This window comes from Streptomyces lusitanus (assembly GCF_042647945.1).
GTDB lineage: Bacteria > Actinomycetota > Actinomycetes > Streptomycetales > Streptomycetaceae > Streptomyces > Streptomyces pseudogriseolus.
Window position 1 is genome coordinate 161,667 of sequence record NZ_JBHRWL010000001.1, and the last position, 19,572, is coordinate 181,238.

Annotated in this window: 20 protein-coding genes; 8 read left to right on the forward strand and 12 right to left on the reverse strand. The window is 72.3% G+C overall.

What is annotated here, in order from left to right; genetic code table 11:
* Positions 1-7: 7 nt before the first annotated feature.
* Entirely contained in the window at positions 8-1,651 is a 1,644-nt protein-coding gene (locus tag ACFOSY_RS00865; protein WP_006133846.1) for a DNA repair helicase XPB, read from the reverse strand.
* A gap of 132 nt (positions 1,652-1,783) precedes the next feature.
* Positions 1,784-4,444, reverse strand: coding sequence for a helicase-associated domain-containing protein (locus tag ACFOSY_RS00870; protein WP_394304800.1), 2,661 nt, complete (start codon positions 4,442-4,444; stop codon positions 1,784-1,786).
* Positions 4,445-4,561: 117 nt separating this feature from the next.
* Here ACFOSY_RS00870 and ACFOSY_RS00875 point away from each other — a divergent pair, with 117 nt between their 5' ends.
* Positions 4,562-5,563, forward strand: a complete 1,002-nt coding sequence (locus ACFOSY_RS00875) for a hypothetical protein (RefSeq protein ID WP_394304801.1) — start codon at positions 4,562-4,564, stop codon at positions 5,561-5,563.
* A gap of 774 nt (positions 5,564-6,337) precedes the next feature.
* The gene (locus tag ACFOSY_RS00880) at positions 6,338-7,006 is read left to right on the forward strand and encodes an HAD family hydrolase (protein WP_394304802.1); all 669 of its coding nucleotides are present in this window, start codon (positions 6,338-6,340) and stop codon (positions 7,004-7,006) included.
* Here the strand turns inward: ACFOSY_RS00880 and ACFOSY_RS00885 are convergent.
* A complete protein-coding gene (locus tag ACFOSY_RS00885) occupies positions 6,988-7,263 on the reverse strand; it encodes a hypothetical protein (protein ID WP_006134201.1) in 276 nt (91 codons plus the stop codon). The genes ACFOSY_RS00880 and ACFOSY_RS00885 overlap by 19 nt on opposite strands.
* Positions 7,264-7,441: 178 nt before the next feature.
* On the opposite strand from ACFOSY_RS00885, the gene ACFOSY_RS00890 reads away from it, so the two are divergent.
* Complete coding sequence (locus ACFOSY_RS00890) at positions 7,442-9,058, forward strand: recombinase family protein (protein ID WP_394304803.1); 1,617 nt, start codon at positions 7,442-7,444, stop codon at positions 9,056-9,058.
* A 245-nt stretch (positions 9,059-9,303) separates the two neighbouring features.
* Positions 9,304-9,687, forward strand: a complete 384-nt coding sequence (locus ACFOSY_RS00895) for a cold-shock protein (protein WP_019523900.1) — start codon at positions 9,304-9,306, stop codon at positions 9,685-9,687.
* 38 nt (positions 9,688-9,725) lie between these two features.
* On the opposite strand, the gene ACFOSY_RS00900 is transcribed toward ACFOSY_RS00895, so the two are convergent.
* The 4 genes from ACFOSY_RS00900 to ACFOSY_RS00915 form a co-directional block, all read right to left on the reverse strand.
* Entirely contained in the window at positions 9,726-10,574 is an 849-nt protein-coding gene (locus ACFOSY_RS00900; RefSeq protein WP_086685757.1) for a 1,4-dihydroxy-6-naphthoate synthase, read from the reverse strand.
* The gene (locus tag ACFOSY_RS00905) at positions 10,564-11,259 is read right to left on the reverse strand and encodes a futalosine hydrolase (RefSeq protein ID WP_394304804.1); all 696 of its coding nucleotides are present in this window, start codon (positions 11,257-11,259) and stop codon (positions 10,564-10,566) included. Before ACFOSY_RS00905 ends, ACFOSY_RS00900 begins: the two co-directional genes overlap by 11 nt.
* A gap of 23 nt (positions 11,260-11,282) precedes the next feature.
* Positions 11,283-11,783: a DUF2771 domain-containing protein gene (locus ACFOSY_RS00910; protein ID WP_394304805.1), complete on the reverse strand. Its 501-nt coding sequence runs from the start codon at positions 11,781-11,783 to the stop codon at positions 11,283-11,285.
* 131 nt (positions 11,784-11,914) lie between these two features.
* Positions 11,915-13,345, reverse strand: coding sequence for an MFS transporter (locus ACFOSY_RS00915; RefSeq protein ID WP_394304806.1), 1,431 nt, complete (start codon positions 13,343-13,345; stop codon positions 11,915-11,917).
* Between the two features lie 342 nt (positions 13,346-13,687).
* On the opposite strand from ACFOSY_RS00915, the gene ACFOSY_RS00920 reads away from it, so the two are divergent.
* Positions 13,688-14,626, forward strand: a complete 939-nt coding sequence (locus ACFOSY_RS00920; RefSeq protein WP_006134207.1) for a DUF3027 domain-containing protein — start codon at positions 13,688-13,690, stop codon at positions 14,624-14,626.
* A gap of 52 nt (positions 14,627-14,678) precedes the next feature.
* On the opposite strand, the gene ACFOSY_RS00925 is transcribed toward ACFOSY_RS00920, so the two are convergent.
* The 5 genes from ACFOSY_RS00925 to ACFOSY_RS00945 form a co-directional block, all read right to left on the reverse strand.
* Positions 14,679-15,542 carry a hypothetical protein gene (locus ACFOSY_RS00925; protein ID WP_394304807.1) on the reverse strand — a complete coding sequence of 288 codons (864 nt, stop codon included), beginning with the start codon at positions 15,540-15,542 and terminating at the stop codon, positions 14,679-14,681.
* A 155-nt stretch (positions 15,543-15,697) separates the two neighbouring features.
* A complete protein-coding gene (locus ACFOSY_RS00930) occupies positions 15,698-15,955 on the reverse strand; it encodes a hypothetical protein (RefSeq protein ID WP_394304808.1) in 258 nt (85 codons plus the stop codon).
* The gene (locus ACFOSY_RS00935) at positions 15,952-16,299 is read right to left on the reverse strand and encodes a hypothetical protein (protein WP_242592759.1); all 348 of its coding nucleotides are present in this window, start codon (positions 16,297-16,299) and stop codon (positions 15,952-15,954) included. Before ACFOSY_RS00935 ends, ACFOSY_RS00930 begins: the two co-directional genes overlap by 4 nt.
* A gap of 88 nt (positions 16,300-16,387) precedes the next feature.
* Positions 16,388-17,272, reverse strand: a complete 885-nt coding sequence (locus ACFOSY_RS00940) for a helix-turn-helix domain-containing protein (RefSeq protein ID WP_394304809.1) — start codon at positions 17,270-17,272, stop codon at positions 16,388-16,390.
* 241 nt (positions 17,273-17,513) lie between these two features.
* Positions 17,514-17,945: an ATP-binding protein gene (locus ACFOSY_RS00945; protein WP_394304810.1), complete on the reverse strand. Its 432-nt coding sequence runs from the start codon at positions 17,943-17,945 to the stop codon at positions 17,514-17,516.
* A gap of 166 nt (positions 17,946-18,111) precedes the next feature.
* On the opposite strand from ACFOSY_RS00945, the gene ACFOSY_RS00950 reads away from it, so the two are divergent.
* From ACFOSY_RS00950 to ACFOSY_RS00960, 3 genes are all read left to right on the forward strand, one after another.
* Complete coding sequence (locus ACFOSY_RS00950; protein ID WP_394304811.1) at positions 18,112-18,990, forward strand: helix-turn-helix domain-containing protein; 879 nt, start codon at positions 18,112-18,114, stop codon at positions 18,988-18,990.
* Positions 18,987-19,196 (forward strand): DUF397 domain-containing protein, encoded by a 210-nt coding sequence (locus ACFOSY_RS00955; RefSeq protein ID WP_394304812.1) that lies wholly within the window; start codon positions 18,987-18,989, stop codon positions 19,194-19,196. Before ACFOSY_RS00950 ends, ACFOSY_RS00955 begins: the two co-directional genes overlap by 4 nt.
* Before the next feature lie 75 nt (positions 19,197-19,271).
* Positions 19,272-19,481, forward strand: coding sequence for a DUF397 domain-containing protein (locus ACFOSY_RS00960; protein WP_394304813.1), 210 nt, complete (start codon positions 19,272-19,274; stop codon positions 19,479-19,481).
* Positions 19,482-19,572: the final 91 nt, after the last annotated feature.

A 19,572-nucleotide genomic window follows, 5' to 3' on the forward strand; every position in this document is an offset into this window, starting at 1 on the left:
GGGGCCCTCAGCTCTCCGCGAGCAGCTCGTCCGCGTCGACGATCCGGTAGGCGTAACCCTGCTCGGCCAGGAACCGCTGGCGGTGCGCCGCGAAATCCTGGTCGATGGTGTCGCGGGCGACCACCGAGTAGAAGTGCGCCTGGTGGCCGTCCGCCTTCGGCCGCAGCACCCGGCCGAGCCGCTGCGCCTCCTCCTGCCGGGAGCCGAAGGTGCCGGACACCTGGACGGCGACGGTCGCCTCCGGCAGGTCGATGGAGAAGTTCGCGACCTTCGACACCACCAGCACGCTCAGCTCACCCTGCCGGAACGCCTCGAACAGCTTCTCCCGCTGCGCGTTGGACGTCTCACCCTTGATGACCGGCGCGTCCAGATGCTCGCCGAGCTCGTCGAGCTGGTCGATGTACTGCCCGATGACGAGGATCTGCTGCCCCGCGAACCGCCGGACGATCGCCTCCGTCACCTTCTGCTTGGTGGCGGTCGTCGAACAGAACCGGTACTTCTCCTCCTGCTCGGCCGTCGCGTACGCCAGCCGCTCGGAGTCCGTGAGGTTGACGCGGACCTCCACGCAGTCGGCCGGGGCGATGTAGCCCTGCGCCTCGATCTCCTTCCACGGCGCGTCGAACCGCTTCGGGCCGATCAGCGAGAACACGTCCGACTCGCGGCCGTCCTCCCGCACCAGGGTCGCGGTCAGGCCGAGCCGGCGCCGGGCCTGGAGGTCGGCGGTGAACTTGAAGACGGGCGCGGGCAGCAGATGCACCTCGTCGTAGACGATCAGACCCCAGTCGCGGGAGTCGAACAGCTCCAGGTGCGGGTAGACACCCTTCCGCTTCGTCGTCAGCACCTGGTACGTGGCGATCGTGACGGGCCGGATCTCCTTGCGCGTCCCGCTGTACTCGCCGATCTCGTCCTCGGTCAGCGACGTCCGCTTCACCAGCTCGTGCTTCCACTGGCGGGCCGAGACGGTGTTCGTCACCAGGATCAGCGTGGTCGACTTCGCCTGCGCCATCGCGCCCGCCCCGACCAGCGTCTTGCCCGCGCCGCAGGGCAGGACGACGACACCGGAGCCGCCGTGCCAGAAGTTCTCCACGGCCTGCTTCTGGTACGGGCGCAGCGCCCAGCCGTCCTCGGCCAGCTCGATCGGGTGCGCCTCGCCGTCCACGTACCCGGCGAGGTCCTCGGCCGGCCAGCCCAGCTTCAGCAGGGTCTGCTTGATCTGGCCGCGCTCCGAGGGATGCACGGCGACGGTGTCCGGGTCGATGCGGGCGCCGACCAGCGGGGCGATGCGCTTGGAGCGCAGCACCTCCTCCAGGACCGGGCGGTCGGTGGTGGTGAGGACGAGACCGTGCGCCGGGTGCTTGACCAGGCTCAGCCGGCCGTAGCGGTCCATGGTCTCGGCGATGTCGACGAGCAGCGCGTGCGGCACGGGGTAGCGGCTGTACTGCACCAGCGCGTCGACGACCTGCTCGGCGTCGTGGCCGGCCGCACGGGCGTTCCACAGGCCCAGCGGGGTCACCCGGTAGGTGTGGATGTGCTCCGGGGCCCGCTCCAGCTCGGCGAACGGCGCGATGACGCGACGGCAGTCGTCGGCCTGCTCGTGGTCGACCTCGAGGAGCAGGGTCTTGTCGGACTGGACGATGAGCGGACCATTCACGCGCGGCTGCCTTTCTGCGACGGGCTCGGCACGGGCCGGGCACTGCACGGCCAAACGTCCAGTTTGCCTGATGACATTCCACGCCGTCCCCACACCGGCGGCACCCGGCCCCCGTGACCTTCACCACCGGCGTCAGTCCGCCAGCTCCGCCACCCCCGTGATCCGGTGCAGCGGATACGTCCGCACCTCGTCCGCCGTGTGGTCGTACGCCGTCATGAACCCGCCCTCGACCCGGATCGGCGCGATGACCCGCTGACTGGCGGCCCCCTCCGCGTTGACGTACCCGATCCACACCGTGTCGTTGGTGAGCACGGCGGCCTGAAGGGTGGCCAGGGTGTCCGCGGCGGAGGTGCGGGGCAGCTCACCCGGCGCCGCGCCCGCCGCCTCCCCGCCCACCGGCCTGCGCGGCGCCGTGGACGCGAGATCACCCGCCCGGACCGCCCGGATCGCCGCCGCGAGCAGCGTGTCGTCCGGCACGGGCGGCCCGTCCGGCACCGGCTCGGGAGGCGTACGCGGAGGCGTGCGGTACGCGTCCGCGCGCGCGATCAGCACATCGCCCTCCGCGGACTCCGCGGCCGGCGCGAACCCCATCGCGCGCAGCCCCTCCAGCAGCGCCGCCGGGTCGGTCCGCGCGGCCAGCACCGTCGGGGCGAGCCGCCGCAGACCCAGCCCCGCCGCCCGCTTGTCGGCCAGGATCTCGTTCAGCACCGCGTCGTCGTCGCACCGCACGTACGACGAGGCGGCCCCCACCCGCAGATGCCCGTGCCGCCGGGCCACGTCGTCGATCAGATACGCCAGCGGCTGCGGCACCGGCGTCCGCGAGTGCGCGGAGAGAAAGGCGTGCAGGTCGGCGGCGGACCGGCCGGCATCCAGGGCACGCCGTACCGACCCGGGCGTGAACCGGTAGACGGTCGCCCCGCCCTTCGACTCCACGTCCGCCAGCACACCCAGCATGTCCGCGAGCGGCCGCTCCAGCGGGCCGGGCGCGACCGCCGTCAGATCCGCCTGGAGCAGCACATGGTCCAGCGGCTCGGGCAGCAGCGGCTCCAGCAGCCGCGCGGCCGCCGCCGCGGCGGCCGCCCGCTCGGCGGGGGAAAGGGCCGGAGGCGCCGGCGCCTGCCGGTGATGCACGGGCAGCTTGTCGCCCGGCCCCGTCGGCTCCGCCTCCGCCTCCGCGTGCCGGGGCGCCGGCGCGCCGATCAGCGCCCGCCCGTGCGAGGACAGCGCGCCGCGCCCGGTGACACCGAGCATCTCGGCCTCCGCCAGCGTCCAGCGCGCCAGCCGCGACCGCAGATCGTCCTCCCCGCCCGCCCGGTTGTCCTCCGCATACCCCGGCGCCTCAGCACGCGCCGCAGCCCCCCCCGCCCCCTCGGCGGGCTGCGCCGGAGTCCGCCGGGCGTACGGCGACGGCCCACCGCCCCCCGCGCGCACCACACGCGGCGGCCGCTCCCACCGCAGCCGCGCCAGCAGCGACTCGCCGTCCGGCGCCGCCCCCTCCGGCAGCCCCGCCAGCAGGGCCAGCACCCGGTGCCGCACCTCCGGGGCCGCCGAACGGTCCAGACCCGGCCCGAGCGCCGACAACGTACGGTCCTTCGCGTCCCGCTCCCCGACCACCCCCGGCGTCCGGGTCGCCGCCAGCCACGCCGTCGCCAGCCGCGCCCACCGCTCACCGGCAGGCCGCTCCAGCCACTCGTCGTACTCCGGAGTCGCCGCGTACCGCTCGTCCGCCTCCCCGTCGGACGCCAGCAGCCCGGCCGCATAGGCCAGTTCCACCCAGAACGCGGCCACCGGCTCGGGCACGTCCAGCGCCACCGCGGTCCGCTTCAGATCCCGCACGCTCAGCCCCCCGGCCCGCAGCACCGCGGGCCCGCCCTCGTGCCAGTCCTTCAGCAGCTCCTCGACCGTCGCCAGCGCCGTGTACGCCTGCCCGGCCGCCGTCGCGTCCACGATCCGCGGCGCGTGCGCGGCGGCCGCCTCCACCGGCGGCGGCACCGGCTCCGTCGTCCGGTGCGCCCGCCCCGCCCGCAGCCGCAGCGCCACCTCACGCGGCAGCACGACCGTCCCCGGCGCCGTCGGCAGCAACAGCCCCCGGTCCAGAAGCCACCGCAGCCGGGGCGCCGGATCCGCGGTCACCTGCCCGTACGGAGGCCCCCACACCAGCCGCTCCAGCACCTCCACGGACTCGCTCGGCGCCTGGTCGAGCAGCGCCGACATCCGCTCCGGATCGTCGAAAAGCCCCGCCAGCGCCTCCAGCGCGGACACGGAGTCGTGCGTCGACGGCAGCCCGGCCGTCGCCACGATCTCCTGGATCCGGCCAGGCGACATCCCCGCGCCCGCCTCGCGCACGGTCGGGCCCAGACCCGTCGGCGACGGATGCTGCGGCGACGGCGCCAACAGCTCACGGGCGGTGCGGACCAGCCGCAGCCGCTCGTCACCGCCCCACACCAGAGCCTGCTCGCGCAGCGTGCCGAGCGCGTGCGGCAACGCGGCCGACACCGCCGGATCGCCGTCGTCCCCCGCCATCAGCCCCAGCAACTCCCCGTACGTCGCCGGGTCCGACGCCACCGCCAGCGCCTGCGCGGTCTGAAGCGTGAACCGGTCCAGCCGCTCCAGCGCCCGCACCACCGAGGCACGCGTCCCCGCACGGGTCGCGAGCTGCGTCAGGTCCGTGGGCACAGGCGTGATGAGATCCGGCCGGCTGCGCAGGAGCGCGGCCAGGGAGACGTCGTCCCGTCCCCGGAGCGCCTCGGCGAGGGATCGGGGGGCCGCCGCGGGGTTCTCCTCGGTGCTCATCCGCCTCACGTTAGCGGGTGGGTACGACCGTGGCGTGCCGGGAGTTGGGTCGGCCCGCCGCAGTCGCGGTACCGTCGGGCGACGGTGTCCCGACGCATCCGTCCCGGAGGGGACTTCGTGGGTATCGAGAGTGACCAGGTCGTCTACGAGTATCTGAGCCGCGTCGGCGACGTGGCGCAGCAACGGCAGTTGCCCTCGGCGGCCCGGATACGGCTGGTCGCGGAGCTGCGCGACGAGATCGACCGGCGCCGCGCCAAGGCCGTGGTGGACTCGCCGGCGGCCGTCCGCCGCATCATCGCCCGCATCGGCACGCCGACGGAGGTCGTCACCAAGGCGGAAGACTCCACTCCGCGCTCCGCGCCGGGCGCGTCGGAGGCGGCCGCACCCGCCGTGCCGGTGCAACGGGAGCCGGAACGGGGGGCCAGGTCCGGCGGCTCGGTGGGCGGCATGCTCCGCAAGGTGGTCCCACGCCCCCGCCCGTCGACACCCGCGCCCGCGCCGGCGCCGGACAACGTACCGGCGCCCCCGCACCGGGCCGGCTCGGACGAACTGGGCGACAGCGCGGGCCAGCCGGACTGGTGGCGGGTGGACAGCGGCCCGTTCGGCGTGGGCGACGAGGTGCCGGGCTTCGTGGGCGGGGTGGAAATCCCGGAACTGCTGAAGCAGCCGCAGCAGAAGGAAACGAGCCCCGAAACCGCCGCTGCGGAGCCGACGGAGACCACCGACGCGACCGATGCGGCCCCCGCCCCCACACGCCGCCGCCTGCTACGCCTGCCGTCCCGGCGCTGGAGCAACCCGCTGCTGCTGATCGCCGCGGCCTCCCTGGTCGTGGGCGCGGTGCTGGGCAACTGGTTCGCCCTGATCCTGGGCTGGCTGATCGCGTACGCCTCCCGCCGCCTGACCCCCGGCGAGGTCAAGGCGGCGGTGATGGTCCTGCCGGGCCTCTCCCTCGTCGGAGGCATCGTCTGGCTCTGGGGCCGCACGACGGGCCGCTGGGGCACCCCGATCGCCGAGGGCCAACTGAACACGGCACTGACGGAAACGTGGCCGTGGATCATCCGCACGGCGGCCATCACATCGGCGCTGTTCCTGATCTGGCGCTCCCAACGCCAACGCTGAGGGTTCCCACCGGGCCGGGGACGCCCACACCCCGGCCCTGACGGGGCGCGCCACGCCCACGTCCCCGACGCCCTACCGCAGCCCGCGAGCGCGCACCGCGACTCGCCCCAACCCCGACGGCCGGTGCGCCCTCCCGATCGGGCCGGGTGCTCGCGCCTCACGCCGGCCCCTCCCGGCGCTCCACCGCAGCCCACGAGCGCGCGCCGCGACGTGCCCCGGACCCCGGCGGGCCAGCCAGGCGGCCGGTGAGCCGTACCGCCCTCCGCATCGGGGCACGTGAAGCCTCCCGGCCACCGACCCGCGCGTCCCGGCCACAGGCCCGCAGACGTCGAGCGCTCCCGTACTCGCGCCCCGGCGGGCGTACCGAGCCGGGCCACGCGGCCGGTGCGCAAGCCGTATCGCCCTCCCGATCGGGCCGCATGCCCGTGCCCCACGCCGGCCGGTCCCGGCGCCCCACCGCAGCCCGCGAGCGCGCGCCGCGACGCGCCCCGGCCTCGACGGGCCCACCGGGCCGACCCACGCGGCCGGTGCGCAAGCCGTATCGCCCTCCCCGAGCGGGCCGGTGACCGCGCCCCGCGCCCCAGCCACAGGACCGCAGGCTCCGAGCGCGCCTGCGCTCGCGCGTCACGCCACCGGGCTGGAGCTGAGCCGTATCGCCCTGCGGGGCCGTTCCGCGTGAGCGCGTCGCGCGACGCCGGGTCGGGTGACGCCCGCGCGGGGGCCCCCTCCGGGCACCGGGCCAGGCCCGGTGCCCGGTGTCGCACAATGGCGCATATGGCTTCCACGACCCCGCCCGCCCAGCCGTCCCCCTCCACTCCCCCCACTCCTCCCACCCCTCCCACCGTCGGGTTCGACCTCGACATGACGCTCATCGACTCGCGGCCCGGGATCCGGGCCTGCTACGTGGCCCTCGCCGAGCGGACCGGGACGTACGTCGACGCCGATCTCGCGGTCAGCCGGCTGGGGCCGCCGCTGGCGGAGGAGCTGGTCAACTGGTTCCCGGCGGAGCGGGTGGCGGAGACGGCGGAGCTGTACCGGGCGATGTACCCGGAGTACGCGATCACGCCGACGCTCGCCCTGCCCGGCGCGCGTGACGCGATAGCCGCCGTGCAGGCACGGGGCGGGCGGGCGATCGTGGTCACCGCGAAGTACGAGCCCAACGCCAAGCTGCACCTGGCGCACCTCGGCATCGAGCCGGACGCCGTGATCGGCGACCTGTGGGCCGAGCAGAAGGCGCTGGCGCTGCGCGAGCACGGCGCGTCCGTGTACGTCGGCGACCACACCGGCGACGTGCGCGGGGCGCGCACCGCGGGCGCGGTGTCGGTCGCGGTCGCCACCGGCCCGTGCGACGCGGCGGAACTCAAGGAGGCCGGCGCGGACACCGTCCTCACGGATCTGACGGAATTCCCCCGCTGGTTTTCGGACTACTGCTCGGACAACTGACCGGAAACCGCGCCCGCGGCCCGAGCCCGCCGCCGCCCCGCGGCGGCGGAACGCAGCACTCCCGCACCCGCGACGGCAAATCCGACACCCATGAGCATGCTCAATCCGAACATGTACGTGGGAAAGGGCGTCGTCCCGAGGAAGAGCGGGGCGACCGTGACCAGAGTGGCCACGGCGCCGACGAAGAAGACGATGGCGCCAGCACGGACCAGACCGTCACCGGGCGCAGCGGAATTCGCTTGGGTTTTGTCACGCACCGGACCAGGGTAGTTCCCTGCGCGGCTCCGGTACCGGCGGGCGGTCGGGCCCACCCGAGTGCTGTGTGCGGCGCTCCCAGGCGCAGTCTCGCCAACAGGCACGAGGACGAAGAGGGGCGTGCCTGCCTGTTCAAGTAAATTGCCCACTAAGGCACACAGACTTCCCTAACCTTCCTTTATGACACCCGGCCTCCGCTACCTCGCCTGTCTCCGCCTCTCCGCCGACTCGGACGGCTCCACCTCCATCGAGTGGCAGCGCGGCGTGATCCGACACCACGTCAGCTCTCCCCACCTTTCCGGCGTCGTGGTGGGGGAGGCGGAGGACACGGACGTGTCAGGCTCGATGAGTCCCTTCAAGCGTCCCAAGCTCGGACGCTGGCTCACGGCCAAGGCCGACGAGTTCGATGTGGTCATCGCCGCCAGGATGGACAGGCTCACGCGTCGGTCGATGCACTTCAACGAACTCCTGGAGTGGGCGCAGGAGAACGGCAAGTACATCGTCTGCGTGGAAGAGGGGTTCGACCTGAGCACCCCTCAGGGGAAGATGACGGCCCGCATGACCGCCGTGTTCGCCGAGGCCGAGTGGGACACCATTCAGGCGCGCATCCTCAACGGCGTGCAGAGCCGCCTCGAGAACCGTTCATGGCTCACGGGTGCGCCGCCCACCGGCTATCGCATCAAGACCGTGGAGGGCGGGAGGAGGAAGGTTCTGGAGATCGACCAGGACTTCCACCCCTACGTGGAGGAGATCTTCACCCGCGTCCGTGAGGGGCAGTCCACCCACCGGATCGCCCGGGACTTCAACCGTCGTGGCGTACTCACCTGGGGCGACCACCTCAGAAAGGTCAAGGGGGAGGAAACCAAGGGGACGCAATGGCAGGCGACCGTCATCAACAAGTTTCTCCGCTCCTCCTGGGTGCCCGGTATTTACACGTACAAGGGGGAAGCCGTTCTGGACGACCGGGGAGAGCCGGTCATTCTCCCTGAGAAGCCACTGGCGTCCATGGAGGAATGGGCGGACCTGGTCGACCGGATCAAACCGGCTCCCAGGCCGGTGGGGACGGGAAACCGCACCGGAGGCAAGAGCCTGCTCGCCGGCATCGCTCGCTGTGGGAACTGTGGGGCACCTGTTACTTCCCTCCTGAACTCCGGGCACACCAGAAAGGACGGTACGAGGGTTCCCGGTCACCGCTACTATCGCTGCTCGAACAAATTCAAGGGCGGTGATTGCGCCACTGGTCTGTACATCCGCGCCGATGTGCTCGATGCATGGGTCGACCGTGAGATCCGCAAGAGCGTCGGTACGTGGGAGATGTACGAGCGAGGGGGTAAGGGGCCTTCTCAGGCAAAGGAACTTCAGGCGGCCAGGGCGCGTCTGGAAAAGCTGGAAGCCGACTTCCTGGCGGGGGAGTACGACGGGGACGGTCAGGAGGGATCGTACCGGCGTATGCACAAGGGGCTGTCGGCGAAGGTGGCTCTCCTGGCCAAGCGGGAAGAGGAGAGGGCCCACCCGATCATCAAGGCGACAGGCAAGAAGTACGGGGAAGTCTGGGATTCCAAGGGTCAGGAAGACCGCAGGGAATTCCTTCGTACGTACGATGTGAAAGTGTGGGCTTGGAACAACGGGCAGGATCAGAGTGAGAGGGGAATGGTCATGGACCTGGGCGATATCCAGGCCATGGCCGATGAGCTTGCCCTCGCCCGCCCTGTAGGGAAGGGCGACATGGCGAGAATGGTCATCGGCTGCAACGTGACCGAGGTTCACCGATCGAAGGTGTTGGGGTTCGCTCGATAAAGGCCGGCCCGCGCCATGACGGATGTCGTTGAGCGTGGGACAAGTTCGAGGTTCCCCGCGCCACCCTCCACCGGCACATCGGGTAACCCCTCACACTCGTCCACCACTTCAAGCCGCCGCCGGGCGCAAGCAGGGGCTCGGTGCCGTTTTAAGGCGTGTTCCGGTGGAGAGACCCCCGGTAGGCTGTCTCAACGGCAGATCAAGGGTGTCCGGCCAGTCCGGGAGCGATCGAGGGAGCGTGTGCTTTGCCGACTGGCAAGGTCAAGTGGTTCAACAGTGAGAAGGGCTTCGGCTTTCTCTCCCGTGACGACGGCGGCGACGTCTTCGTGCATTCCTCGGTCCTCCCCGCCGGAGTCGAGGCCCTGAAGCCGGGGCAGCGTGTGGAGTTCGGCGTGGTCGCCGGGCAGCGTGGCGACCAGGCGCTCTCCCTGACCATCCTGGATCCGACCCCGTCGGTCGCGGCCGCCCAGCGCAAGAAGCCCGACGAACTGGCCTCGATCGTGCAGGACCTCACGACGCTGCTGGAGAACATCACGCCGTCGCTGGAGCGGGGCCGCTACCCCGACCGCGCGGCCGGCAAGAAGATCGCCGGGCTGCTCCGCGCGGTCGCCGACCAGCTCGACGTCTGAGCAGGTCGGAGTACGGCCGACCCGCCGGGCCGCCCGTCCTACGGGAAGCGCAGCGCGTCCGGGCCGAGGGGCGGGACCAGTCCCTCGGCCGCCGCGCGGGTGAGCAGGCCGCGTACGGCCGCGTAGCCGTCCTCGCCGAGGTCGGCGGTGAACTCGTTGACGTACAGCCCGATGTGCTGGTCGGCGACGGCCGGGTCCATCTCCTGGGCGTGCTCCATGACGTACGGGCGGGAGGCCTCCGGGTCGTCCCAGGCGGCCCGCACGGAGGTGCGGATCGCGTCCGCGAGCCGGGTCAGCGTCTCCTCGCCGAGCGCGCGGCGGGCGAGGATCGCGCCGAGCGGGATCGGCAGGCCGGTGGTGTGCTCCCAGTGCTCGCCCATGTCGGCGAGCTTGTGCAGCCCGTAGTTCTGGTACGTGAAGCGCGCCTCGTGGATGACCAGGCCCGCGTCGACCTTCCCGTCCCGTACGGCGGGCATGATCTCGTGGAAGGGCATGACCACGATCTCGCCGACCCCGCCGGGCACGGTGTCCGCCGCCCACAGCCGGAACAGCAGGTACGCGGTCGACTTCTCGCTGGGTACGGCGACGGTCCGCCCGGTGAGGTCCACCCCGGCCTCGCGGGTGAGCACCAGCGGCCCGCAGCCCCGTCCCAGCGCGCCTCCGCAGGGCAGCAGGGCGTACTCGTCCAGGACGTACGGCAGCACCGCGTAGGACACCTTGAGCACGTCGAGTTCGCCGCGTTCGGCCATGCCGTTGGTGATGTCGATGTCGGCGAAGGTGACGTCGAGGGCGGGTGCGCCGGGGACGCGGCCGTGGGCGAGGGCGTCGAAGACGAAGGTGTCGTTGGGGCAGGGCGAGTACGCGATGGTCAGGGGCTCACTGGTCATGCTGGTTCCAACTCTCCAATACGGGCGCGAGCTTCCCGAAGCCCTCGCTGAGGGCGGCCAGGGCGTCGCCGATGCGCCAGGCGGCGCGGTCGCGCGGGCCGACGGGGTTCGACACCGCCCGTATCTCCAGGACGGGGACGCCCTGGGCGGCGGCGGCCTCGGCGACGCCGAAGCCCTCCATGCCTTCGGCGAGGGCGCGGGGGTGGCGGGCGCGCAGGGTGTCGGCGCGGGCGGCGGTGCCGGTCACGGTGGACACGGTGAGGACGGTGCCGGTGCGGGCGCCGGACGCGGCGGCGGCCGCCGCGGCGAGGGAGGCGGGCGGGTGGTGGGTGACGGTGCCGAAGCCGAGCTCGGTGACCGGCAGGAAGCCTTCGGCGGTCTCGGCGCCGAGGTCGGCCGCGGTGATCGCGTCGGCGACGACGAGGGAGCCGAGGGGGGCGTCCGGGGTGAAGCCGCCGCCGATGCCGGCGCAGACGACGAGTGCGTAGGGCCGGCCGTCGAGGGCGGCGGCGGTGAGCGCGGCGGCCGTGGACGCGGCGGCGAGGGCCGGGCCGACGCCGGCGGCGAGCAGGTCGGGCCCGCCGGCGGTGCGGTGCACGAGGGCGCCGGGCAGGGTGCGTTCCCGTACCGGTCCCGGGAACGCCTCGGCCACCGCGTCCCGCTCGGCGGGGACCGCGGTGGCCACGAGGACGTGTGTGAGGGACGTGGTCAGTCCTCGTCCTTCTTCAGGCGGAAGGACCACAGTCCGGTGGCCTCGTCCTCGCCCTCCTTGATGGACACCAGGGTGGAGTCGCCCTGCGCGCCGTACTGGGCGTTGAAGAACACGCTGCCGGGGATGGACTGGTAGGTCTTCTTGGTGGGGTCGACGAGCGGCTGGCCGTTCAGCAGGATCGTCCAGCTGTGGTCGGCGATGTCGGGGTCGACGCCGAAGCGGACGGGCTTGGTGGGGTCGACCTTGATCTCGTCGATGTCCTTGTCCTGGAGACACTCGTTGAGGGTCTCGGTGGTCAGGGCCTTGTCCTCGCCACCGCAGGTCGCCTCGGAGCTCACCGAGTCGCTGCCCACCGTGATGGTGGAGATCGCCGTGGGCTTGTCGCAGGCGGACAGGACGAGCAGGCCTGCGGATACGGCGCCGGCGGCTGCGACGGCACGGCGGCGTCGCACAGCGCGGTGTGTCGTGGCGGCTGCGCCGCGGGGCAACGTGGTCATGGGCGAAGGCTATCGGGCAGGTGTGCCCCGTTCCCCACGTGGGGTACGGCGTGGCCCCGCGTTACGCCACTCGCGGGCGTCCTGGGTGGCTCTGCGTCACGCCACTCGCGGGCGTCCCGCGTGGCTCCGTGTTACGCCACGCGCGGGCGTCCCGCGTGTCCCTGGCGGGCCGAACGGAGCAGTCCGCGGACGGTGGTCAGCCAGCCCGCGCCGACGATCGCGGCGCCCACCGCGAGGCCGAGGGTGCCGATCAGCGGCATCGCGATGCCGATCGCGCCGCCCAGCACCCACGCCATCTGGAGCAGCGTCTCCGACCGGGCGAACGCGGACGTCCGCACCTGTTCGGGCACGTCCCGCTGGATCAGCGCGTCCAGGGACAGCTTGGCCAGCGCCTGCGCGAAGCCGGCGACGGCCGCGAGGATCGCCACCAGCACGGCGCCGAAGAAAACCGCCGCGGTGATCGCGGCCCCCAGCACCACCGCCACCACCGTCACGATGATGATCTCCGGGGCGCGGGAGCGCAGTCCGGCCCCGACCGCCGTGCCGAGCGCGTTGCCGGCGCCCGCGGCCACGCCGACGATGCCGAGCGAGACGGCCGCGCTCTGGCCGGTCATGGGGTGCTCGCGGAGCAGGAACGCGAGGAAGAAGATGAGGAAGCCGGTGAGGCAGCGGATGGCGGCGTTGGCGGCCAGCGCGTGGGTGACCGCCGGGCCGACGGTGCGCAGGCCGGGTTTCTCGGTCTTGCGGTGCGGGCCGTGCAGGTGCTGCTCGTCGGCGGCGAGCAGGGCCACGGACTCGCCCTTGGCGGAGTCCACCTTCGCCGGCAGCCGGAACGACAGCAGCATGCCGGTCACGAACAGGACGAACGCCCCGTAGAGCGGCCAGCGCGGGCCGATCTGCTGGAGTCCCGCGCCGATCGGGGCGGCGATGCCGGTGGCGAGGAGCCCGCCGAGGGTCACCCGCGAGTTGGCCTTCACCAGGGAGAAGGCGGGCGGCAGCAGCCTGGGCACGACGGCGCTTCTGACCACCCCGTACGCCTTGGACGCCACCATGACGCCCAGCGCGGCCGGGTACAGCTCCAGGCCGCCGCTGACGACCGCGCCGGACAGCACCAGGGCGAGCAGCGCGCGGGCGAGCATGGCGCCCGCCATGGCGGCCCTGCGGCCGTGCGGGACCTTGTCGAGGAGCGGGCCGACGACGGGGGCGAGGAGCGTGAACGGCGCCATCGTGATGGCGAGGTAGAGGGCGACGCGGCCGCGCGCCTCGTCGGTGGGGACGGAGAAGAACACGGTGGAGGCGAGCGCGACCGTGATCATCATGTCGCCCGCGCCGTTCACGCCGTGCAGTTCGATCAGCTTGCCGAGGCCGGACTCGCCGGCGCCGTGCGCGTGGGTCGCCTTGCGGATGCCGCGGGCGGTTCTGCTGACGGGGAAGTGCAGGGCCCGGCCGAACGCGCGGAGGCGGCCGTCCGCCCGGGCCGAGCCGAGGCGCCGGCCGCGTCCCTTGCCCTCTGAGGGGCCACCGGTTCCGGTGGCGCCCTGGGGTGTCCTCGCGGTGGCCACGACGTCATAGTGCCCCGAGATGGCGGTGCGTAGTGCGGTAACACCGGGGACCGGGCTTTTCGGTGCCTCTGTACGGCCGAACGGGCTCGGGCGTCTTCGGCCGCTCGCGGCGGCCCTTCCCGGCCCGACAACCGGCGCGCGCCGTTCCGTAACGACCGTCGGTGTAGGCCCAGCGCACGCGAACAGGTAGCGTGCGTATCTCAGCCATCCCGCAGAATGGATGGTGGGCGCGCCCGAGCACGATGCGGCGCGGACGTCGACGCGGTCCCCCGGTCCGCTCCGTCCGCCCCCCGCGCTGGGAGTGGCGCACTCGTGAGACGGCGTAGGAGAGAAGCGATACCTGTGAGCGCAGCGACAACGCGAAGCCGCACCCCCGACCGTCTGTGCGCCGAGGCCGTCGACCTCGCCCGTGCCGCAGCCGAGGAGGCCGCCGCGCCCGGGGTCGTGGGCGAGCACGAGGGGTCGGTCTCCGAGGGCGACCGCGTCGTCACGCACTTCTTCGGGTGCCGTGAGCTCGGCTACCGCGGCTGGCGGTGGGCCGTCACCGTCGCCCGCGCCTCCCGCGCCAAGATCGTCACGGTGGACGAGGTCGTCCTGCTGCCCGGCCCCGACGCGGTCCTGGCACCCGAGTGGGTGCCGTGGAGCGAGCGGCTGCGCCCCGGCGACCTGGGCCCCGGCGACCTGCTGCCCACCGAGGCGGACGATCTGCGTCTGGAGCCCGGTTACACGGGTGCGGACGAGCCGCCGCCGAACTCGGCGCTGAGGCCGTCGCTGACGGAGGACCTGGCGGACCTCGCGGAGGCGGAGGACGCGGAGGTCACCGGCGGCACGCCGGCCGAGCAAACCGTCACCCCGTCCCGTGGTTCGATCGCCGCGGTCGCCGAGGAACTGGGCATGCGCCGCGCCCGCGTCCTCTCCCGCTACGGGCTGCACGCCGCCGCCGACCGCTGGGAGGAGGCGTTCGGCCCGAAGACCCCGATGGCGCAGGCCGCGCCCGCCTCCTGCATGTCCTGCGGCTTCCTCGCCCCGATCGGCGGCTCGCTGGGCCAGGCGTTCGGGGTGTGCGCGAACGAGTTCTCCCCGGCGGACGGCCGGGTGGTCTCCCTCGCCTACGGCTGCGGCGGCCACTCGGAGGCCGCGGTCATGCCGAAGCCCCCGCAGCCGGCCCCGCCGGTCATCGACGAGACCCGCGTCGACCCCTTCCCACTCCGCCCGTCCCCCGACTCGGGCTCGGTCCCGGCGACGGAGGACGCGTCGTCGGCGGAGCTGGGGCACTCGTAGGGCGCCGGCGGGTGGCGCCGCCGCTCACCGGTGACGCCACCCGCCTGTCATCTCACGCGCCGACGAAGACGTCTTCGGCCCTCGAGGCGGTGACGGCACGGGCGAGCCAGTGGCGCAGCAACTCGGGGTCCTGGCACTCGGCGACGCGCTCGCGGACGTCCCTGGGAAGGTTGAACCCGCGGCTGCCGAGGACGATCAGAAGGCTTTCCCGCGCGGAGTCCGCACCGCCCTCGACACGGCCTCGCCCGCGCTCCCACTCCCTGATGGCCGGCAGCACCAGCTCACGCCACGCCCGCCCGGCCGGGTGGAGCTGAAGGCTGATCGCCGTGAGGTCGATCAGCGGGCGGGCGATCGCTTCCGGTCGGTCCCGCAGGGCGGCGGACAGGGCCTCCATCGTGGTTCCGACGTGTGCATCCGTGGGATGCAGCATGACCGACAGCGCGGCCAGTTCCGGGTCGGCGCGCACTTCGTCCGGGTCGGTGACCAGGGGCAGGTTGTGCGGGCCCGCCACGAAGGGGTGCAGCGTGAGTGCCGGTGGCTGGGCGGGCGCGCTCGACACCGGCTGTTCGGCCCACCGGGCGGTGTCCTCGTCGGCACACACGATCAGCAGACACGTGGGGAGCCGGCGCTGGGTCCAGATGTATGCCACGTGGTGTGCCCAGTGGGCGGGCCTGGCGGGGTCCCGTCGGTCCTGTGCCTCGATCAGCAGCTGGAACTCCTCCTGCCCTGCCGTCCGCACATGGAGCTGAGTGTTCCGCGAGCACGCCACGGGACTCGATCCGTCCACGGCCGAGAGCAGCGGCGTCGTTTCGACGATGGGGGGCACAGCGATCCCGAGCCGAGGGGCCAGGCGGCCGAAGAGGTCGGGGTCGTGTCGGAAGATGCGGTGCATCGCCTCGTGCGGCGGACTGACCATGTCTCTCCTTGTGGGCGTCAGGGGTGGACGGCGGACGCGATGCGGCAGTCGCGGCAATGGGTTCCCGGTTCCGGGGCGCGGAAGGCGCGGTCGCGGGCGCCCCAGGTGTGACGTCCGTTGCGGGCGGCCGGGATGACGCGTGATGCGGTGGATCCTCAAAAACCCAGGTACGTGATCTGGACGACGTAGACGCGCTCGCTGCGTACGACGGTCTGGTAGCTGAACATTCCGCCGGGAACGACGATGTCGTCGCCCTTCGGGTCGCCTTCGCCGTGCGTGGGGCCGTGCAGGTACTGCGCCTCGGCGGCCCTCACCAGTTCGTCGGCCTTGCGCTCGATCTCGGCGAGGAAGGCGGGTGGGGCAGTGCGGGCGGCTTCGTCCGCGCCGAAGACGTACTCCCAGGTCCAGCTCAAGCGCGAACTGCCTTCATCGCTTCGTCGAGTACGGCGCTCAGCTCCCGCAGGGCTTCCTGAGCGGTCGCCGCGTCCTCGTGTTCCAGGTTGCTCCTGGCGCGGGCGTGACGGGCGGCGAGGTCGGGACGGCGGGCGATCTCGATGTCCCGTGCCCAGGCCAGTACCCAGCTCCGTACCGGGCTGAGGGACTGCCACTCCACGGCCTTGGCGAAGGCCTCGTCCTTCGTCCGCTGCATCTCGGGCAGGCGCTGCGGGTCGACCACGGCGAGGGCGGCCCGTAGGGCGTCGGGGGTCTGTTCGGGGCGGGGAACCAGCTCGTGTCCGTGGTCGGCCTGCGTGCTCATGGAGTCCTCCCGGGAGTGCACGGGCCAGGGTAGTCGTCCGGGGCGGCCGAGGTACTCGTACGCGAACATCGCGGTGTCTTTCTCCTGCTCAACGGGTGAAGGGTGTGGTCGTGCGGCAGTCGCGGCAGTGGGTTTCTGTTTCCGGGGCGCGGAATGCGCGCTCGCAGCCCTCGCAGGTGCGGAGGGGGTGGCGGACGGGGGGCGGGGTTTCCGGGGCTCGGTACGGGGGTGGGGGCGGGAGCAGCGCGGTGAGGCGGTGGGCCAGGAGGGCCGCGGGGCGGCGGAGGGGGTCGTCGGGGAGGTCGGCGGTGAGGGCGTGCCGTACGGCGGTGGGGGTGACCTCGCGTTCCAGCCAGGCGATGACACCGGGGACCAGGTGCGCGGTGTCCGCGGCTGAGAGCAGCAGGCGGGAGTCGAGGCGGCGGAGGGTGGTGAGGAGGTCCGCGGCCTGCTGGTGAAGGGCGGTGGCCGCGGCCTGGGTGGGCTGGGGGACGGCCGGGAGCGCCTTACGGGGGCGCCGCTGAGGCGCACGGTCGGACGCGGCCGGCCGGGGCGGTGGTGCGGGGCAGTCCGTGTTCGCCGGCTCGCGCCGGTGGCCGGGCTGGTTGCAGGACGTCGTCCGGGTGATGATCCGCCCGGTGGCGGTCCGTACGCGCTCGCGGCGCAGGTAGCCGTGGGCCTCCAGTTCCCGCAGCGCGGCGGCGATGCGGGTGGTGCCCTCCTTGAAGCGGGCGGCCAGCGACTTGATGTCGGCCGGAGCGCCGGTGGGCAGCGACTGGATGTGGCAGCCGAGCCCGATCGCCAGCAGGGAGAGCTCCGGGTGCTGGGTGAGGTGGTTGCCGATCACCGTGAAGCGGGTGGTGTGGCGGGTGTTTTCGTGGACGATGCCGCCCGTGCGGTGACGCGATCGGGTCGGATTGCGGTCGGCGGCTGACTGGGCGCGCGGGGGCGCGCTAGGGTTTTCGGTATCCATCAGGAAGCCCTACTTCCTTGGTGGTCAGGCCCTCGCCTTGGGACGGCAATCCCGGCGGGGGCCGAAGTCTTTATCGGGTTGTGCTGCGCTGAGCGTAGAGGTGTCGAGGGCTCGAAAATCCAGCTGAGCGGCCGATGTTCACCCGCCCGAGTGATCGACTGCCTCGGGCGGAAAGGTGGGGCTTGGTGAGGTTCTTTTCCCCCGAGTACTCATGGGAAAAGGCGCCGAGGGCACCGGAGCTTCAGATCTCGGGTTCCGGTGACGTAAGGCGCAGTTCCGCCCAGACGGTTTTGCGCGGGAAGCGGTCCTCGGACACGCCCCAGCGGTCCGCGAGCGCCTCCACGAGAAGGAGGCCGCGGCCCGACTCGGCGTCGGTGGCGGGCGGTTGATGCCGGGGCAGTCGGTCGGACCGGGTGTCGGTGACCTCGATACGGAGCGTGTCGCCCACCACGTAGAACGCGAGACGGAAGTCCCGTCCCGGCACGCGGCCGTGGGTGACGGCGTTGGCGGCCAGCTCGGCCACGACGTGGCATCCGGCGTCCGGGTCGTACCCCCAGTCACGGAGGTGAGCGTCCAGGAGGAGCCGGGCGAGGCGGGCACTGCGGGGGGTCGCGGACAGCAGCACGCTGAAGTTCCTGACGGGGGCGGCTGGTTCGGCACTTCGCTGATTCACATCACTCAGCGTGGCGGGAGGTGCGTACCGTGGAGTGTCACTCTGTGCGTGCGTACGGTCACTGTCCGGTGGTTGTCCGGTGCTGTCGTGGCTGTGCCGACGGTTGATGCGGGTAGGGCGCGGGGTGCGTCACGCGTCACGGACGGTTCCGAGGGAGAGGTGCGGCATGACGGCGGTCGAGACGGAGGCGGGTCGGCTCAAGGAAGAGGCGGACGAGCCCGGTTGGGAGGTCGACCCGGACGACGAGTGGGGCGTCGCGGTCATCACCACGGTGGGGCGGCAACTGAAGCTGCGGCGCGAGGCGGTGGGCATGCGGGCCGCCGAGTTCGGCCGGGTGGTGGGCTACGGCGAGGACATGATCTACAAGATCGAGGGCGGCAAGCGGATTCCTCGCCAGGAGTTCCTGGACAAGGCGGACGAGGTGTTGGGAGCCGGCGGGCTCATCTCGGCGGCGTGGGAGGACGTGAAAAAGGTCCGGTATCCGAAGAAGGTTCGGGCGCTGGGCAAGTTGGAAGGCAAGGCGGTCGAGATCGGCCTGTATGAGTGCAACATCATCCCGGGCCTTTTGCAGACGCCGGAGCATGTGCGAGCCCTGATCACAGCAGCGCAGCCGCCGTACTCGCCCGATGACGTGGAACGCATGGTGGCCGCTCGACTGGCTCGGCAGGGGGTCTTCGAACGTGATCCTGCCCCCTCTATCCACTTCGTGGTGGAAGAGGCGCCGCTGCGCCGACGGATTGCGGGCACAATGGCATGGCGACGGCAACTCGAACATCTGCTGGAGGTGGGGCGGTTGAACCACGTCACGCTTCAGATCATGCCGACCAACACCGAGGCCCACCCGGGCTTGGATGGCAGGATCGAGCTGCTGAAGTTCCCGGATGGCACGGCTGTGGGGCGTGCCGACGGCCTGTTCAACGGTCGCCCAGTCTCTGACCCCAGGCAGCTTCGTATCTTGGAGCTGCAATATGGCACCATCCGCGCACAAGCCCTCTCGCCGAGGGAGTCGTTCACCTTTATCGAGAACCTGCTGGGAGAGACATGACGCGCAAGGCCTCCGCCAGGGAAGACTCCGAACTGGCGTGGTTCAAGAGCAGCTACAGCGGTGGTACCAACGGCGAGTCCTGCGTCGAGATTGCCACCGTCCCCGGCACCGTCCATGTCCGTGACTCGAAGGACGGGGCGGGCCCCACCCTCACCTTCGCCCCCGACACCTGGGCGCGCTTCGTCCCGTACGCGTCCGGGGAGTGATCGCGCGGCCGGTTCCCCCTGCCGCTCCACGAGCGGGCGGACCGGCTGGTCGACTGCCGAACTGTTGGGGGAGACGTGAACCGCAAGACCACTGTCGAGGCGTCCGATCTGGTGTGGTTCAAGAGCAGCTACAGCGACGGCACCGACGGCAACTCCTGCGTCGAACTCGCCCTCACGCCCCGCACGATCCACGTCCGTGACTCCAAGGACGTAACAGGCCTGAGCCTGACCTTCACCCCGCCCACCTGGGCGCACTTCATCCCGTACGCGTCGGAGGCGCGGTGACGCGGCCTGGTACGCCTGGCGCTCGCCACACGAGCTGGACGGTGTCGGCGGAGCATCGTGAGGATCCCGCGTACCGCGCTGCGGGGCGGCG

Excerpts from the sequence above, each read along its gene's own strand:
- ACFOSY_RS00910 (WP_394304805.1), bottom strand. The coding sequence starts at position 11,783 with ATGACCACGTTGCCCCGCGGCGCAGCCGCCACGACACACCGCGCTGTG.
- ACFOSY_RS00925 (WP_394304807.1), bottom strand. The coding sequence starts at position 15,542 with ATGGTCAGTCCGCCGCACGAGGCGATGCACCGCATCTTCCGACACGAC.
- ACFOSY_RS00890 (WP_394304803.1), top strand. The coding sequence starts at position 7,442 with ATGACACCCGGCCTCCGCTACCTCGCCTGTCTCCGCCTCTCCGCCGAC.
- ACFOSY_RS00900 (WP_086685757.1), bottom strand. The coding sequence starts at position 10,574 with ATGACCAGTGAGCCCCTGACCATCGCGTACTCGCCCTGCCCCAACGAC.
- ACFOSY_RS00935 (WP_242592759.1), bottom strand. The coding sequence starts at position 16,299 with ATGAGCACGCAGGCCGACCACGGACACGAGCTGGTTCCCCGCCCCGAA.
- ACFOSY_RS00880 (WP_394304802.1), top strand. The coding sequence starts at position 6,338 with ATGGCTTCCACGACCCCGCCCGCCCAGCCGTCCCCCTCCACTCCCCCC.
- ACFOSY_RS00870 (WP_394304800.1), bottom strand. The coding sequence starts at position 4,444 with ATGAGCACCGAGGAGAACCCCGCGGCGGCCCCCCGATCCCTCGCCGAG.
- ACFOSY_RS00940 (WP_394304809.1), bottom strand. The coding sequence starts at position 17,272 with ATGGATACCGAAAACCCTAGCGCGCCCCCGCGCGCCCAGTCAGCCGCC.
- ACFOSY_RS00950 (WP_394304811.1), top strand. The coding sequence starts at position 18,112 with ATGACGGCGGTCGAGACGGAGGCGGGTCGGCTCAAGGAAGAGGCGGAC.
- ACFOSY_RS00955 (WP_394304812.1), top strand. The coding sequence starts at position 18,987 with ATGACGCGCAAGGCCTCCGCCAGGGAAGACTCCGAACTGGCGTGGTTC.